This window comes from Hydrogenophaga flava NBRC 102514, from assembly GCF_001571145.1.
Classification (GTDB): domain Bacteria; phylum Pseudomonadota; class Gammaproteobacteria; order Burkholderiales; family Burkholderiaceae_C; genus Hydrogenophaga; species Hydrogenophaga flava.
This window is the reverse complement of record NZ_BCTF01000015.1, coordinates 80,018-95,955: the sequence shown is the minus strand read 5'-3', so window position 1 is coordinate 95,955 and position 15,938 is coordinate 80,018. Positions and strand designations below refer to the sequence as shown.

Below are 15,938 nucleotides of genomic sequence, written 5' to 3'. Positions count from 1 at the left end.
GCTCAGCGCCCCTTGAACACCGGCGGGCGCTTCTCCCGGAACGCCGCCACGCCCTCGGCCGCGTCCTCGCTGAGCGCCAGCCGCTGCTGCGTGGCGTCGAACTCGGCCATCGCCACCATCGGCCCCTGCTCAACCGCCTTGAGCGCGTTCAGCCGCGACGCGATCACCGCCAGTGGCGCCTGCTTCGCGATCTGGTCCGCGATGCGCAGGGCCTCGTCCAGCTCCTGGCCTGCCGGCACCACGCGCTGCACGAAGTGCAGGCGCAGCGCCTCGGCGCTGTCGAACTCGTCGCCGGTCAGCAGGTGCAGCAGGGCGTTGCCCAGGCCGGCGCGCTCGGCCATGCGCAGCGTCGCGCCGCCAGTGGCCATGATGCCGCGCGCCACTTCGAGCTGCGAGAAGCGGCAGTCGTCGGCCGCGACCACGATGTCGGCCGCCAGCATCAGCTCAATGCCCAGCGTGAAGGTGATGCCCTTGACCGCCACCACCATCGGCTTGGTGCGGCGGCGCCAGCCCGGATCGCCCAGGTTGAGCGGGTCGACCGCGCCGAAGGGCACCGGTGATTCGCCGCGCTGCATCAGCGGCGCGAAGCTGGGCAGGTCCAGGCCGGCGGTGAAGTGGTCACCGTGCGCGTGCAGCACGCCCACGCGCAGCGCCGGGTCGTCGTCCAGCCGCGTGTAGGCCTCGGCCAGCGCCCGCATCATGGCCGGCGTGAAGCCGTTGCGTTTGGCGGGCCGGTCGATGCCGATCAGCAACAGCGGGCCGCGGGCCAGCGAGGTGATGCGGCCTTCGGCGGGGGTGGTGGTGTCGGTGGTGGGGCTCATGCACGCATGGTGGCAGCGCCATCAGCGCCCGTCCGTCACCCAGGCGTCAAACCGCCTCAGCGCACGCGCTGCACCTCCAGCGGGTTCACCGGATTGGCGTGGTGGCCCCAGCTCTGGCGCAGGAAGCTCGCCACCACGGCGATCTCGTCGTCCTGCAGCAGGGTGCGAAACGGCGGCATGCCGTAGGGGTGCGGGTGGCCCGGCGTGGACGGCGCGAAGCCGCCGCCGACGATGGCCTGCAGCGCGTTGGTGGGGTCGTCCATGGCGACCACGCGGTTGCCCGCCAGCGGCGGGTACATGTCCGGGCGGCCCTCGCCCTGCTCGCCGTGGCAGTCGGCGCAGTGCTGCCGGTACAGGCGCCCGCCGGCTTCCAGCACAGAGCCGTCGGCGCGCTTGAAGGCCGGCGGCTCACTGGCTTTCACGGGCAGGCTTTTCAGATAGCTGGCCATGGCGTTCACATCGGCCTCGGGCAGGTGCTGGGTGCCGTGGAACACCACCTCGGCCATGGGCCCGGCCACGCTCGCGCCCTCGACGCTGCCGTTCTTCAGCAGTGCCGCCACACGCTCCACCGGCCAGTCCTGCACGCCCGCCTGGCGCGGGTCGAGCAGCGAGGGCGCGTACCAGCGGCCATCGGGCAGGCGCTCGCCGCCGAAGGCCTCGGTGGTCGCGCCCCAGGCGTTGCGTGTGCCGTGGCAGGCGGCGCAATGCGCGACGCCGTTGACGAGGTAGGCGCCGCGGTTCCACTCGGCGCTCTGCGCGGTGTCGGGCTGGAAGCGCCCGGGTTCGAAGAACAGCACGCGCCAGACCGCAAGCGCGGGCTGGGTGCCGTAGGGGAAGCCCAGCGCGTGCGGCGTGTTGGGCTGGCGCACCGGCGGCAGGCTGCGCAGGTGCGCCCAGAGCGCGGCCACGTCCTCGTCGCCCAGGCGCGTGAAGTGCGCGTAGGGAAAAGCCGGGTAGAGCAGCCGGCCGTCGCGCGAGCGGCCTTCGTGCAGCGCGCGCCGGAAAGCGTCTTGCGACCAGGCGCCCAGGCCGGTCTCGGCGTCGGGCGTGAGGTTGCCGGCGTAGAGGTCACCAAACGGCGTGCCGATGCGGCGACCGCCCGCATAAGGCGCACCACCACGCACGGTGTGGCAGGCCATGCAGTTGCCGGCGCGCGCCAGTTCGGCGCCGCGTGCGAGCAGCGTGGGGTCGGTGGGCGCGGCTTCGGTCGAGGGCGGCAGTGCAGGCGCCTGCATTTCCACACCGACCACGGCACCGAGCAGGGCCAGGCCCGCGACGAAGACGGCGGCGATCCAGCGCAACGGGTGCCTCATCTCGTGGCTCCCGGCGCGGGCGGCGTCAGACCGCAGCGCAGCGGCAGCGGCTCGGTGGTGGGCGCGGCCGGGTGCGGGTCTCCCGGCAGCGGCTGGGCGGCGAGCCAGCTGGCCACGGCCGCGACATCGGTGGGCGAGAGGCGCTGCGCCACGTGGGCCATGCAGTCGGGCGCGAAGGCCTTGCGCAGGCCGGTCTGCCAGGCGCCGAGCTGGCCGATCAGGTAGTCGCGCGGCAGGCCCAGCAAGCCGGGCACGGCGGGCCGCACGCCGGTCATTGCCGCGCCGTGGCAGGCGGTGCAGGCCGGCAGATCGCGCGCCGGGTCGCCGCGGCGCACCAGCGCCTCACCGAGGGCCAGCGTGGCGGCGTCGCCCTGCGGCGGCAGCGGCGGCGGGTACGGCAGGTCCAGCGATGCAAAGTGCTGCGCGATCAGGCGCAGGTAGTCGTCGCCCAGGTGGTCCAGCAGGTAGCGCATGCCGTCGTTGTTGCGACGGCCGTCGCGGAAGTTCAGCAGCTGGTGGTAGAGGTAGTCGGCCGGCTTGCCAGCGATGCGCGGGAAGAAGCCACCGGGCGTCGCGCGGCCTTCCTTGCCGTGGCAGAGGGTGCAGGCCTGGACGCGCTGGTCCATGTGGGGCGGCGGAACGGCGGGCGCCTGGGCGCGGACCACCCACGGCAGGCCCAGGGCGGCGACAAGAAACAGGGTGCGCAGAGACATGGGGCGACAACAAAGTCCCGGCCGCGCCGGGAGCGTTTGACCATACCATGCACCCCATGTCCGACACGCCGAACGACCCCACCCGCTGCCCGCTCTGCGGTGGCGACAACCGCTGCGCGATGGAGCTCGAACGCGCGACCGGCCAGCCCCAGCCGCCCTGCTGGTGCGTCGATGCCGCATTCCCGCCCGACCTGCTGGCCCGGCTGCCTCAGGAGGCCGAAGGCAAGGCATGCATCTGCGCCGCCTGCGTGGCGCGCTTCGCCGGCCAGCCGCTCAGTTGACCACGAAGGCCAGCGCGACGCCGCCCAGCGCGAGCAGGCCGAGCCCACCGACGAACACACTCTCGGCCAGGCGCTCCCAGCGCCCGGCCTCGCGCGCCACCCGCATCGACACAAAGGACAGCAGCGCGCTGCCCAGGAACACCAGCCCGTCCACCGCGAGCAGCTTGTCCACCAGCATCCGACTCTCGCTGGAGGGCCCGAGCAGGCTGATGTAGAGCGCGGTCAGGCAGACCCCGATCATGGTGGCCGAGGTCGGCAGGATGTGGGCCGACAGGCCCGCCCCCTGACGTGCGCCGCTGGTGTCGGACGCCATCAGCCCAGCTTGACCGGCACGAAGATGCGGTCGCCGTCGCGCTGGATCAGCAGCGCCACCGACTTCTGGGCCTTGGCCACCGCCGCGCGCACCTGGTCGATGCTGGTCACCGGCGTACCGTTGACCGCCACCAGCAGGTCGCCCGGCTGCACGCCGGCGCGGGCCGAGGCACCGGCCACATCCTCGATCACCAGGCCGCCGTCCACGCCCGCCTCGCGCTTTTCCTGCGGCTGCAGTGGCCGCAGCGCCAGCCCCAGACGGCCCTGGCTCGCGGCCTTGTCGGCCTGGGCCACCTCGGCCTTCTTGGCACCCGCGTCGCCCAGCTGTGCGCTGAGTGTTTCGCGCTGGCCCTGGCTCGCGAGTTCGAGCGTGACCTTCTCACCCGGGCTGGCCTGGCCGATGTAGGCCGGCAGGTCGGCCGAGGACACGATGGGCTGGCCGTTGACGCTCAGGATCACGTCGCCAGACTTCAGCCCGGCCTTGGCCGCCGGGCCGCCCGGCTCGACGCCCGAGACCAGGGCGCCCTCGGGCTTGTCGAGGCGGAAGGAGTCGGCCAGCGCCTGGTTCACCTCCTGCACCGTCACGCCCAGCCGCGCGTGGCTGGCCTTGCCGGTGGCGACGATCTGGTCCCGCACCTTGCTCGCGACCTCGATCGGGATGGCGAAGGACAGGCCCTGATACCCGCCCGAGCGGCTGTAGATCTGCGAGTTGATGCCCACCACCTCGCCGCGCGCGTTGAACAGCGGCCCGCCCGAGTTGCCGGGGTTGATGGCCACGTCGGTCTGGATGAAGGGCACCAGGCTGTCGTCGGGCAGCGAGCGCCCCTTGGCGCTGACCACCCCGACGGTCACGCTGTTCTCGAAACCGTAGGGCGAGCCGATGGCCAGCACCCATTCGCCGGGCCGCATCGAGCGGGAGCTGCCCAGCGGCACCACGGGCAGGTTCTTCGCGTCGATGCGCAGCACCGCCACGTCGGTGCGCGGGTCGGCCCCCAGCACCTTGGCCTGGAACTCGCGCCGGTCGGTGAGCTTGACCGTGACCTCGCTGGCGTCCTGCACCACGTGGGCGTTGGTCAGGATCAGGCCGTCGCTGCTGACGATGAAGCCCGAGCCCTGGCCGCGCACCGGCTGTTCCGTGGCGCCACCGCGCGGCCCGGCGAAGCCCGGGAAGTTGCGGAAGAAGTCGTTGAGCGGGTCCCGAGGGTCGAGCCCGGGCACGCCGGCCCGCTCCTCGTCGGACACCTTCTTCATGCCGCTGACGCTGATGTTGACCACCGCCGCGCCGTGGCGCTCGGCGATGCTGGCGAAGTCGGCCTGACCAGCGCTCATGGCGGGCGCGGGCGCGACCACGGCGGCCGGCGCAGGCGCGGCGGCGCTGGCCTGCGAACCGTGCAGCCAGGTGGCGCCGGCACCGCCGATCGCACCGGCGGCCGCCAGGGCCAGCACCAGACGGGTGGGGGTGAGGGTGTTGAGTTGCATGATCGCTCCTGTGAAAAGGGTGGGACTGGTGACGAATGTGGGCGTCTTCACTTAGACGGGGCTTAATCGGCCCGCGGTGGCACACTGCCCGCATGAAATCGCACCCGCTGCACGGCCTGCACTGGTCGGCCCGCTTCAGCGCCCTGGAACGCCAGGCGCTGGCGCTGCTGCCCGGGGTGCTGACCGGTCTGGCGGTGGCGCGGCTGGTGGCGGCGCCGGCCGGTACCGCCCTGCTCTGCGGCTGGGTCGCGTACTGCACCACCTACCTCGGGCTGATGGCCCACCTGGCCCACCGCCTCAACGCCGCCGACACCCGGCGCCGCGCCCAGTGGGAAGACCCCGGCGCCGCCATGCTGTTCGTGCTGGTCACGCTGGCGGGGCTGGCCTGCCTGGTGGCCGTGGCCATGGCCGCCGACGCTGGCGCCCACCTGCGCGGCGCCCCGCGCATGGCCCACCTGGCGCTGATGGTGCTGTCGCTGATGGGCGCCTGGCTGCTGATCCAGAGCGTGTTCGCGCTGCACTACGCGCGGCGCTACTACCGCCCGGACGGGCACGACCGCCCGCATGTGGGTGGCCTGGCGTTTCCGGGCGGTGAGGCGCCGGACTACCTGGACTTCTTCTATTTCAGCGCGGTGATCGGCATGACCTCGCAGGTCTCGGACGTGGCCATCACCGAACGCTCGCTGCGCCGGCTCGCCACCTGGCATGGCCTGCTGTCGTTCGCCTTCAACCTCACCGTGCTGGCGCTGGCGGTGAACGTGCTGGCCAGCGCGCTGGGCTGATCAGGCCGCCGGCAGCTCCAGCCGCACGCGCAGGCCGCCCAGCGTGGGCGAGGCGTCCAGCCGCAGCGCGCCGCCGTGCATCTGGGCCACCGACTGCGCGATCGCCAGCCCCAGGCCGCTGCCGGTGGAAGGCGCATCGGGCAGGCGGTAGAAGCGGTCGAGCACGCGCGTGCGCTCGGCCTCGGGAATGCCCGGGCCGCTGTCCTCCACCACCAGCGCCAGCCGCCCGGGCGCCTCGCCGGCCACCACACCGACCTCGATGCGGCCACCGGCCGGTGTGTACTTGATGGCGTTTTCAACCAGGTTGCGCAGCAGCAGGCGCAGCGCGTCGGCGTGGCCGGTCACCATCGCCGTCTCCAGGCCCGACAGGCCCAGCTCCTGCGAGCGGGCCTGGGCATCGGCCACCGCCTCGGCGATCACCGTGCGCGCCAGCGCCGCCAGGTCCAGCGGCGCCGCGGGCGCGCCCTCGGCCTGCCGCGCCTGCTGGCGCGCCAGTTCCATCAGCTGGCCCACCAGGCGGGTGGCGCGGTCGATGCCGGTATCCAGCCGCTGCAGTGCGCGCTCGCGGTGCTCGGCGTCGTCGGCGCGGCGCAGGCCCTGCACCTGCAGCTTGAGCGCCGCCAGCGGCGAGCGCAGCTCGTGGGCCGCGTCGGCCACGAAGCGCTGCTGCACCTCGAAGGCCTGGCCCAGGCGCTGCAGCAGGCCGTTGAACTCCTGCACCAGCGGGCGGATCTCGTCGGGCAGGGCCTGCCCGGCCAGCGGCGCCAGGTCATCGGCGCTGCGCGTGGCCACCTGCTCGCGCACCCGCGCCACCGGGGCCAGAGTGCGGCGCACCAGCCAGCCCACGGCCAGCATCAGCACCGGCGCCAGCCACAGCACCGGCGCGGCCGTGCGCAGCGCCAGGTCGCCGGCCATGCGCTGGCGCACCGCCATGTCCTGCGCAACCTGGATCACCAGGCCGCCGGTGATCACCGAATAGACGCGGTAGGTGGTGCCGTGCGCCACCACGTCGGCAAAACCCAGCACCGCACGCGCCGGCAGCTCGGGCCGGTCGGCCGAGCGCAGCAGCAGCGAGCCGTCGACCGACCAGATCTGCAGTACGAAGTCGAAGTCCTGCTGCTCTGGCGGCACCGGCAGCACGCCGGTGGCCAGCCCCTCGGGCAGGCCGGCGCGCAGGGTCTGGGCGGTCTGGCGCATCTGGTAGTCGAACAGCGCATCGGCCTCGGCCCGCGCCGCGCGCCAGGCCAGGGCGGCCTGCAGCAGCGCGGTCGCCAGGATGGCCAGCAGCACGAACACCAGCAGGCGCGCGCGCAGGGAGGTGGGCCAGCGCAGCCTCATGCCCTGGGCACCAGGTAGCCGACGCCGCGCACGTTCTGGATCAGGTCGGCGCCCAGCTTCTTGCGCAGACCGTGGATGTACACCTCGACCGCGTTGGAGCTGATCTCGTGCTTCCAGTCGTAGAGCTTTTCTTCCAGCTGCGCGCGCGAGAGCACCATCCCGGGCCGCGCCAGCAGCGGCTCCAGCACCGCCCATTCGCGCCCGGAGAGCACCACCGGTTCGCCGTTCACCGTGACCTCGCGCGTGGCCGGGTTGATGGACACGCCCTGGTGCTCGTAGACCGGTTCGGCGCGGCCCGAGGCGCGGCGCAGCAGGGCACGGATGCGCGCCAGCAGCTCGTCCATCTCGTAGGGTTTGACCACGTAGTCGTCGGCCCCGGCGTCCAGGCCCTCGACCCGCTGCGCCAGCGCGTCGCGCGCGGTGGCGATCAGCACCGGCACGCGGGAGCGGCGCGCGCGCAGCCGGCGCAGCACCGACAGGCCGTCCTGCCGCGGCAGGCCGAGGTCGAGCAGCACCAGGTCGTAGTCCTGGGTGCGCAGGGCCGTGTCGGCGGCGTCGCCGTCGCGCACCCAGTCCACGGCGTACAGCTCGGCGCGCAACAGGTCGAGCACCGATTCGCCGATCATCGAGTCGTCTTCCACCAGCAAAAGGCGCATTGCAGTCCGCGGCGGCCTGAGTGCCGCGCGCGGGTGCCGGCAATGTTACGCGGCATGTCCCCGGCCACGCCCGGCAGCGGCAAACCCGATAAGCTGCCGCCTGGACCCGCCCGCATGAACACACCAGCCGATCCCCACTCCATCACCGCCCTGCGCGCACGCCACGGGCCGCGCTACCGCTGGCTGCTGCTGCTCTCGGTGATGGTCGGCACCATGGCCTCGGTGATGTCCTCGACCATCGTCAACGTGGCCATCCCCGACATGAGCCACCACTTCGCGCTCGGCCAGGAGCGCGCGCAGTGGGCCACCTCCGGCTTCATGGCCGCGATGACGGTGTCCATGCTGACCACGCCCTGGCTGCTGGCGCGCTACGGCTACCGCCGCACCTACACCGGCTGCATGTGGCTGCTGCTGGTCGGCGGCCTGGTGGGTGGCTTCGCCCAGCACTACCCGCTGGTGCTGGCCGCGCGGGTGGCCGAAGGACTGGCCGCGGGCGTCGTGCAGCCGATCCCCGCCATCATCATCCTGCGCGCCTTCGACTCCCAGGAACAGGGCCGCGCCAGCGGCATCTTCGGCATGGGCGTGGTGCTGGCGCCGGCCCTCGGCCCGTCCATCGGCGGCCTGCTGGTCGACGCCTTCGGCTGGCGCTCCATCTTCTTTATGGTCGTGCCCTTCTGCCTGGCCTCGCTGTGGCTGGCGCGGCGCTTCGTCCCGACCACCGCACCCGGCGGCGCCGCCGCCAACCCGCAGGGCGCCGCACTCGACTGGCGCGGCCTGCTGCTGGCCACGGCCGGTACGCTGTGCCTGCTCAACGGCCTGGTGGAGCTCAAAGGAGGCACGGCCCTCACGGCGGCCGGTCTGCTGGGCGCCGCTGCGCTGGCGCTGGTGGTCTTCGTGGCGCTGCAGCGGCGCATGCTGCTGGCGCGCGCGCGCCACCCCGACCAGGGCACAGACCCGCTGCTGAACCTCTCGCTGTTCCGCGACCGGCGCTTCGCCATGGGCAGCATCGTGGCCTTCATCTACGGCGTCGCGCTGTTCGGCTCCACCTACCTGCTGCCGGTCTACATGCAGATGGGCCTGGGCCTGTCGGCCTCCTTCGTCGGCACCATCCTGCTGCCCGCCGGCCTGGTGCTGGCCGTGACCATCGCCGTCGTGGGCCGGATATCGGACCGCCAGCCTGCCCACCGGCTGGTGAGCATCGGTCTGCTGCTGCTGGCGACCTCGTTCGCGCTGATGCCGACCATAGACACCGAGCACCGTGCCCAGACCCTCACCCTGCTGGTGGCCTGGGCCATCCTGGGCCGGCTGGGCCTGGGCTTCATCCTGCCCTCGCTGAACGTCGGCGCCATGCGCGGTCTGGACCGGGCCCAGATCCCGCAGGGCGCCAGCGCCATCAACTTCCTGCGCATGCTCGGCGGCGCCGCGGGGGTGAGCCTGTGCGGCATCGTGCTGGAGTGGCGAACCGCGGCGCACGGCCTCAAGCTGGTTCCGGGCAACACCGCGCCCGGCCACCTGGCGCCGTTCAACGAGACGTTTTTCATGGTCGCGGCCATTTGTGCGCTGGCCATTGGGGCCGCCGTGAAAATGCGCGAAAAAACCGGGAAGGCTGCCGGACAATAGCCGGATGTGCCAGCTGCTCGCCCTCAACTGCGCCACCCCGACCGACGCATCCTTCAGCTTCACCGGCTTCTGCCGGCGCGGTGGTGCCACCGACCACCACGCGGACGGCTGGGGCATCGCATTCTTCGAGGGCCGGGGCCTGCGGCTGTTCATCGACCACGAGAGCGCCGCCAACTCGCGCATGGCCGAGTTCCTGCGCAGCTACCCGCTCAAGAGCAGGAACATCGTCGCCCACGTGCGCAAGGCCACCATCGGCGAGGTGGCCCTGGAAAACGCCCACCCGTTCACGCGCGAGCTCTGGGGCCGGCACTGGGTGTTCGCCCACAACGGCGACCTCAAGGACTATTTCCCCAAGCTGCACAGTGCGTTCCGCCCGGTCGGCACCACCGACAGCGAGCGCGCCTTCTGCTGGCTGATGCAGGAGCTGGCCAAATCGCACGCCAGCCTGCCCAGCGTCGAGGAGCTGACGCACACCCTGCGCGAGCTGATACCGCAGGTCACGTCCTTCGGCACCTTCAACTTCCTGCTGTCCAACGGCGAGGCCATGTGGGCGCACTGCAGCACGAAGCTGCACTACCTGGTGCGCCAGTACCCGTTCTCCAAGGCCACGCTGATGGACCACGACTGGACGGTGAACTTCGCCGAGGTCAACCAGCCCGGTGACCGCGCGGCCGTGATCGTCACAACGCCACTGACCAGCGACGAGCAGTGGACGGCGTTCGAACCCGGCGAACTGAAGGTCTTCGTCGACGGCGTGGTGGTGTAGGCCTCAGCGCCGGGCTCGGCGCTGCTGCTCGCGCAGCATGTAGAGGTACAGGCCCTCGACCTTCTCGCGCGCCCAGGGCGTCTTGCGCAGGAAGCGCAGGCTGGAGGGGATGCTGGGGTCGATGTTGAAGCTGCGCACCGGAATGCGCTCGCCCAGGCCGTCCCAGCCGTAGTGGTCCACCAGGGCGTTGAGGATCGCCTCCAGCGTCATCCCGTGCAGCGGGTTCCTCGGCTGAACATGGGTGCCCCCACGCTCCGCCGCTTCGCGGGTCGCTGCCCCCCGAGGGGGCTGATCCGGCTTGGGGCGGCCCGGCGCCGGATCGTCGAGTTGCTGCTCTTCGCTCACGCGGGCACTTTCAACGCCGCTTCCAGCGCATCCACGAACATCGCCGGCACATCGAAACCGGTCTGGTCGTGGATCTCCTGGAAGCAGGTCGGGCTGGTGACGTTGATCTCGGTGACCTTGTTGCCGATCATGTCCAGCCCCACCAGCAGCAGACCGCGCGCGGCCAGCACCGGCGCAATGGCCTCGGCCACGGCGCGATTCTCGTCGCTCAGCGGCTGGGCCACGCCCTTGCCGCCGGCCGCCAGGTTGCCGCGCACCTCGTTGCCCTGCGGGATGCGCGCGAGCACATAGGGCGCGACCTTTCCGCCAATGAGCAGCAGGCGCTTGTCGCCGTCCACGATCTCGGGCAGGTAGCGCTGCACCATCACGCTGGTGGCGCCGCCCTGGTTGAGCGTCTCGATGATGGAACCGAGGTTCATGCCGTCGGCGCCGACGCGGAAGATGCCCATGCCGCCCATGCCGTCCAGCGGCTTGAGGATGATGTCCTTGTGTTCCGCGTGGAAGGCGCGGATGGCCTCGGGCGAGCGCGTCACCAGCGTGGGTGGCGCGAACTCGGCGAACTCCATCAGCGCGAGTTTTTCGGGGTGCTCGCGCAGGGCCGAGGGGCGGTTGAACACGCGCGCACCTTCGCGCTGCGCCTGCTCCAGCAGGTGGGTGCAGTAGAAGAACTCGCTGTCGAACGGCGGGTCCTTGCGCATGACCACGGCGTCAAAGTCTTTCAGCGCTTCGACCGCCTCACCGGTGACGGCGAACCAGTCGTGTGGATCGCCAGTCAGGCGGATGCGGCGCACGGTGGCATTGACGGTGCCACCGCTGCGCCAGCCGATGTGGCGCGGTTCGGTGGCGGCGATGGCGTGGCCGCGCTTCTGCAGCTCGCGCATCATGGAAAAGGTGGTGTCCTTGTAGGTCTTGAAGGACTCCAGCGGGTCGGCAACGAAGAGGATGTTCATGGTGTGTGCTTTCGGGCTCCGTACTGTTGCACAAACAGCGCGAGCGCGCCGGCGACCACACCCCAAAACGCCGAGCCGATGCCGGCAATCACCACCCCGCTGAGCGTGACCAGAAAGGTGATGAGCGCGGCTTCGCGGTGGGTGTCGTCCTTGAGCGCGGCGTGCAGGCCGCCACCGATGCTGCCCAGCAGCGCCAGCCCCGCGATCGCCAGCACCAGTTCCTTGGGGAAGGCCAGCAGCAGGCCGGTGACCGCCGCGCCCACCAGACCGATGGCGATGTAGATCAGCCCGCAGGCCACGGCCGCGGTGTAGCGCTTGTCCTTGTCGGCGTGCGCCTCCTCGCCCATGCAGATGGCCGCGGTGATGGCGCTGAGGTTGAGCGCGTAGCCGCCGAAGGGCGCGAGCACCAGGGTGGCGACCCCGGTCATGGTGATGATCCTGGAGATCGGCATCTGGTAGCCCGCGGCGCGGATCGCGGCCACGCCCGGCAGGTTCTGCGAGGCCATGGTGACGATGAACAGCGGCAGCGCCAGGCTGACGAAAGCGCCGAACGTGAACTCGGGTGCGGTGAACACCGGCACCGCCCACTGCAGCGTGAGTGCACCGGCGTTGAACTGCCCGTTGGCCACCACGGTCACCACCGCCACCAGCAGCGTCAGCGGCACGGCATAGCGCGGCAGGAAGCGCCGCCCCAGCAGGTAGGCCAGCAGCATCAGCACCACCAGCGGCAGCGCGGTCTGCGCGGCGGCAAAGGCCTGCAAGCCGAAGCGCGCCAGCACGCCAGCCAGCAGGGCCGAGGCAATGGCCATGGGGATGCGGTTCATCACCCGCTCGAACAGACCGGTCGCACCCGAGAGGATGATCAGCACCGCGCAGGCCATGAAGGCGCCCACCGCCTGAGCCATCGTGAAGCCGCCGGCGATGCCAGCCGTGGCCAGCACCGCGGCGCCCGGCGTGCTCCAGGCCACCATGACGGGCTTCTTCAGGATCAGCGAGGGAATGACCGAACACAGGCCCATGCCCAGGCCCAGAGCCCACATCCACGACGTGATGAGCTCGGGCGTGGCGCCGAAGGCCTGCGCGGCCTGGAAGACGATGGCGACCGAGCTGGTGAAGCCCACCAGCACCGCCACGAAGCCGGCCGTGGCGGCCGAGAGGTTCAGGTCACGGAAAAAAGACATCCGGCGATTGTGCCGGGCATCAGATCTCGAGTTTGGAGCCGAGCTCGATCACCGCATTGGCCGGCAGGTTCAGGAACTCCGCCGCCGCACCGGCGTTGTGGTGCATCTGGGCGAACAGCTTCTCGCGCCACAGCGCCATGCCCTCGCCCAGCGTGGGCACCACCAGGTCGCGCGAGAGGAAGTAGCTGGTGAGCATCGGCTCCAGTTCGCAGCCACGACCGCGCATCAGGGCCAGCGCCTTGGGCACGTCCGGATCGTTCTTGAAACCGTAGTGGATCACCACTTCCCAGCAGTCGTGCCCCAGGGCGTTGACCTCCAGCCGCTTGTCCAGGCCGATCCAGGGGCGCTCGTGGCTGCGCACGGTGACGAACAGGTTCTGCTCGTGCAGCACCTTGTTGTGCTTGAGGTTGTGCAGCAGCGCGTTGGGCACGGTGCCGGTATCCGCCGTCAGGAACACGGCCGTGCCGGCCACCCGCGTGGGCGGGTCCATGAACACAGCTTCCAGGAAGCTGTCCAGCTCGATCGCCTCGGCCTGCTGGGCCTTGGCCATCAGGGCCCGGCCCTGCTTCCAGGTCATCATCAGCGTGAACACCACGCCACCGATCAGCAGCGGGAACCAGCCGCCCGCGAACAGCTTGAGCAGGTTGGAACTGAAGAAGGCCAGGTCGACGATGAAGAACCAGCCGGTGGCGGCCACGCACAGGGCCAGCGGGTACTTCCAGCCGTAGCGGATGACGAAGAAGGTCAGCACCGTGGTGATGAGCATGTCCAGCGTGACAGCAATGCCGTAGGCCGCGGCCAGGTTGGAGGAGGACTTGAACATCACCACCGCCAGCACGATGGCGGTGAACAGGCCCCAGTTGACGAAGGGAATGTAGATCTGTCCGGTGTCGCTGACGCTGGTGTGGCGGATGTTCAGGCGCGGCAGGTAGCCCAGCTGGATGGCCTGCTTGGTCACGCTGAAGGCACCGGAGATCAGCGCCTGCGAGGCGATCACCGTGGCCATGGTCGCCAGGCCCACCAGGGGCAGCAGGGCCCAGTCGGGCGCCATGTTGAAGAACGGGTTCTTCACCGCCTCCGGGTCTTCCAGCAGCAGCGCGCCCTGGCCGAAGTAGTTGATGGTGAGGCAGGGCATGACGATGGAGAACCACGCCAGCCGGATCGGCTTCTTGCCGAAGTGGCCCATGTCGGCGTACAGCGCCTCGCCGCCGGTCACGCACAGCACCACGGCGCCCAGGATGATGAAGGTCGTGCCCGGCTGCTCCCACATGAAGCGCAGCGCGTGGTGCGGACTGAGCGCCCCCAGGATCTCGGGGTGGCCGACGATGTGAGGCACCGCCAGCAGGGCGATGGACACGAACCACAGCACCGTGATGGGGCCGAAGAATTTGCCGATGCCGCCCGTGCCACGCTTTTGCACGAAGAACAGTGCAAACAGCACCACCAGCGTGATGGGCACCACGTATTTCCTGAAGTGGGGCGACACCACCTCCAGACCCTCCACCGCGGACAGCACCGAGATGGCCGGGGTGATGACGCCATCGCCGTAGAACAGCGAGGTGCCGAAGATGCCGATGGCCAGCAGCCACTTGCGCAGTTCGGGCTTGTCCTTCACAGCCTGCGAGGCCAGTGCCAGCATGGCGATCAGGCCGCCTTCGCCGCCGTTGTCGGCGCGCAGCACCAGGGTGACGTACTTGAGGGAGACGATGACCGTCAGCGTCCAGAAGACGATGGACAGCACGCCGTAGACGTTGGCGTGGGTGAAGGGCACATGGCCCGACCCGAAAATTTCCTTGATGGCGTACAGCACCGAGGTGCCGATATCGCCGTAGACCACACCGATGGCGCCCAGGGTGAGCGCAGCAAGCGACGACTTGTTCGAGGACACAAAACCGTCCGGCCCGGGCGGGCCAGACCCGTTGTCTGGAAGACCGCGATTCTGCGCCCGCGCCCACCCGGCTGTCAGCCGGGAGATGCCCCCGAACAGACGGCCGGGCACCGGATGTTGCGGCGCAACAACCGTCCGGCGTCAGTCGTAGGTTTCGGCGTCCGGGTCGGTGGCTTCGAGCTCGTAGGCGGCCGAGAGCATGGCCAGGCGGCCGATCACCCCGTACATGTAGAAGCGGTTGGGCACGCTGGCCCCGGGCTTCATCCCGGGTTGCGGCAGCTGGGCGCTCTGCTCGAACGCCAGGGGCACGAAGCTCGCGCCCGGTGCGGCCAGGCTCTCGTCGGTGCTGCGGTCGGCGTGCACGCGGTAGAAACCGCCCACCACGTAGCGGTCCATCATGTAGACCACCGGCTCGGCCACGGCGGCGTTGATGCGCTCGTTGGTGAGCACGCCTTCCTGGATGATTACCTCGCCGATCGCGTGCCCCGCGGTGGCCTTGGCGCGCGCCTGGAACCAGGCGTCGTCCAGCTCCTTGGCGTCGCGCACCGTCAGCTGGCCCAGCGCCGCGTGGCTGTTGTCGGCCTTGATGACGACAAACGGCTTCTCGTTGATGCCGTATTCCTTGTACTTGCGCCGCACGCGCGCCAGCAGCGCGTCGGTGTTGCTGCGCAGGCACTCCAGCCCGCTCTGCTCGGCGAAGTTCACCGCGCCGCACTGGTTGAACATGGGCGTGATCAGCCAGGGGTCCATGCCCAGCAGCTTGCCAAAGCGCTTGGCCACCTCTTCATAGGCCTTGAAGTGGTTGCTCTTGCGGCGGATGCCCCAGCCGGCGTGCAGCGGCGGCAGCAGGTACTGCTCGTGCAGGTCTTCCAGAATGCCCGGCGCGCCGGCGGCGAGGTCGTTGTTGAGCAGGATGGTGCAGGGGTCGAAGTGCTTGAGCCCCAGGCGGCGCTTGCTGCGGATCAGCGGTTCGAGCGTGACCGTCTCGCCACCGGGCAGGTCGAAGGTCGTCGGCGCCTTGATGTCGTTGGACAACGAGCCCAGACGCACGTTCAGGCCGGCCTGGTAGAAGATGCGCTGCAGCTGGGCCAGGTTGGCCAGGTAGAAGATATCGGTGCGGTTCTCCGGCACCAGCAGCAGGTTCTTGGCCTCAGGGCAGATCTTCTCGATCGCCGCCATCGCCGCCTGCACCGCCAGCGGCATCATCTCGGGCGTCAGGTGGTTCCAGGCGCCGGGGTAGAGGTTGGTGTCCACCGGTGCCAGCTTGAAGCCGGCGTTGCGCACGTCCACCGAGGTGTAGAACGGCGGCGTGTGCTCCATCCATTCCAGACGGAACCAGCGCTCGATCACCGGCGTGGATTCGAGGATCCGCTGCTCCAGCTCGTTGATCGGACCGGTCAATGCCGTGACGAGGTGCGGAACCATGGGACAACCTTTGCGCGAAGAATAAGAGGACCGTCCCATTGTAGGGACCGGTCATGACAGCCAAAGGT

General features: G+C 70.4%; 16 protein-coding genes. 4 read left to right on the top strand and 12 right to left on the bottom strand.

What is annotated here, in order from left to right; genetic code table 11:
- Nucleotides 1–2: 2 nt before the first annotated feature.
- From HFL01S_RS14210 to HFL01S_RS14200, 3 genes are read right to left on the bottom strand one after another with little or no spacing between them, the layout of a single operon-like run.
- Entirely contained in the window at nt 3–821 is an 819-nt protein-coding gene (locus tag HFL01S_RS14210; RefSeq protein WP_066259634.1) for a crotonase/enoyl-CoA hydratase family protein, read from the bottom strand.
- A 56-nt stretch (nt 822–877) separates the two neighbouring features.
- Entirely contained in the window at nt 878–2,134 is a 1,257-nt protein-coding gene (locus HFL01S_RS14205; RefSeq protein ID WP_066259632.1) for a cytochrome c, read from the bottom strand.
- Nucleotides 2,131–2,847 (bottom strand): c-type cytochrome, encoded by a 717-nt coding sequence (locus HFL01S_RS14200; RefSeq protein ID WP_066259630.1) that lies wholly within the window; start codon nt 2,845–2,847, stop codon nt 2,131–2,133. Before HFL01S_RS14200 ends, HFL01S_RS14205 begins: the two co-directional genes overlap by 4 nt.
- Nucleotides 2,848–2,894: 47 nt before the next feature.
- Here HFL01S_RS14200 and HFL01S_RS14195 point away from each other — a divergent pair, with 47 nt between their 5' ends.
- Nucleotides 2,895–3,128: a cysteine-rich CWC family protein gene (locus HFL01S_RS14195; protein WP_084383307.1), complete on the top strand. Its 234-nt coding sequence runs from the start codon at nt 2,895–2,897 to the stop codon at nt 3,126–3,128.
- Here HFL01S_RS14195 and HFL01S_RS14190 read toward each other — a convergent pair.
- Together HFL01S_RS14190 and HFL01S_RS14185 are read right to left on the bottom strand one after the other, a co-directional pair.
- Nucleotides 3,121–3,441, bottom strand: coding sequence for a hypothetical protein (locus HFL01S_RS14190; RefSeq protein WP_066259628.1), 321 nt, complete (start codon nt 3,439–3,441; stop codon nt 3,121–3,123). The genes HFL01S_RS14195 and HFL01S_RS14190 overlap by 8 nt on opposite strands.
- Nucleotides 3,441–4,919, bottom strand: coding sequence for a Do family serine endopeptidase (locus tag HFL01S_RS14185; protein WP_066259622.1), 1,479 nt, complete (start codon nt 4,917–4,919; stop codon nt 3,441–3,443). Before HFL01S_RS14185 ends, HFL01S_RS14190 begins: the two co-directional genes overlap by 1 nt.
- 92 nt (nt 4,920–5,011) lie before the next feature.
- Here HFL01S_RS14185 and HFL01S_RS14180 point away from each other — a divergent pair, with 92 nt between their 5' ends.
- Nucleotides 5,012–5,701, top strand: a complete 690-nt coding sequence (locus tag HFL01S_RS14180; protein ID WP_066259620.1) for a DUF1345 domain-containing protein — start codon at nt 5,012–5,014, stop codon at nt 5,699–5,701.
- On the opposite strand, the gene HFL01S_RS14175 is transcribed toward HFL01S_RS14180, so the two are convergent.
- Together HFL01S_RS14175 and HFL01S_RS14170 are read right to left on the bottom strand one after the other, a co-directional pair.
- A complete protein-coding gene (locus HFL01S_RS14175) occupies nt 5,702–7,039 on the bottom strand; it encodes an ATP-binding protein (protein ID WP_066259618.1) in 1,338 nt (445 codons plus the stop codon).
- Entirely contained in the window at nt 7,036–7,695 is a 660-nt protein-coding gene (locus HFL01S_RS14170) for a response regulator (RefSeq protein ID WP_066259616.1), read from the bottom strand. The genes HFL01S_RS14175 and HFL01S_RS14170 overlap by 4 nt, the downstream gene beginning before the upstream one ends.
- A 114-nt stretch (nt 7,696–7,809) precedes the next feature.
- Between HFL01S_RS14170 and HFL01S_RS14165 the strand changes: the two genes are divergently transcribed.
- A complete protein-coding gene (locus HFL01S_RS14165) occupies nt 7,810–9,315 on the top strand; it encodes an MFS transporter (RefSeq protein WP_066259613.1) in 1,506 nt (501 codons plus the stop codon).
- Nucleotides 9,316–9,319: 4 nt separating this feature from the next.
- Nucleotides 9,320–10,081, top strand: coding sequence for a class II glutamine amidotransferase (locus HFL01S_RS14160; RefSeq protein WP_066259611.1), 762 nt, complete (start codon nt 9,320–9,322; stop codon nt 10,079–10,081).
- Between the two features lie 3 nt (nt 10,082–10,084).
- On the opposite strand, the gene HFL01S_RS25725 is transcribed toward HFL01S_RS14160, so the two are convergent.
- The 5 genes from HFL01S_RS25725 to gshA form a co-directional block, all read right to left on the bottom strand.
- Nucleotides 10,085–10,426, bottom strand: a complete 342-nt coding sequence (locus HFL01S_RS25725) for a VF530 family protein (RefSeq protein ID WP_084383306.1) — start codon at nt 10,424–10,426, stop codon at nt 10,085–10,087.
- Complete coding sequence (gene gshB / locus HFL01S_RS14150; protein WP_066259606.1) at nt 10,423–11,376, bottom strand: glutathione synthase; 954 nt, start codon at nt 11,374–11,376, stop codon at nt 10,423–10,425. The genes HFL01S_RS25725 and gshB overlap by 4 nt, the downstream gene beginning before the upstream one ends.
- On the bottom strand, nt 11,373–12,557 hold the full coding sequence (locus HFL01S_RS14145; protein WP_066259605.1) for a benzoate/H(+) symporter BenE family transporter: 1,185 nt from the start codon (nt 12,555–12,557) through the stop codon (nt 11,373–11,375). Before HFL01S_RS14145 ends, gshB begins: the two co-directional genes overlap by 4 nt.
- Nucleotides 12,558–12,576: 19 nt before the next feature.
- Entirely contained in the window at nt 12,577–14,445 is a 1,869-nt protein-coding gene (locus tag HFL01S_RS14140; protein ID WP_066259604.1) for a potassium transporter Kup, read from the bottom strand.
- Nucleotides 14,446–14,586: 141 nt separating this feature from the next.
- Nucleotides 14,587–15,870: a glutamate--cysteine ligase gene (gene gshA / locus HFL01S_RS14135; RefSeq protein WP_066259602.1), complete on the bottom strand. Its 1,284-nt coding sequence runs from the start codon at nt 15,868–15,870 to the stop codon at nt 14,587–14,589.
- Nucleotides 15,871–15,938: the final 68 nt, after the last annotated feature.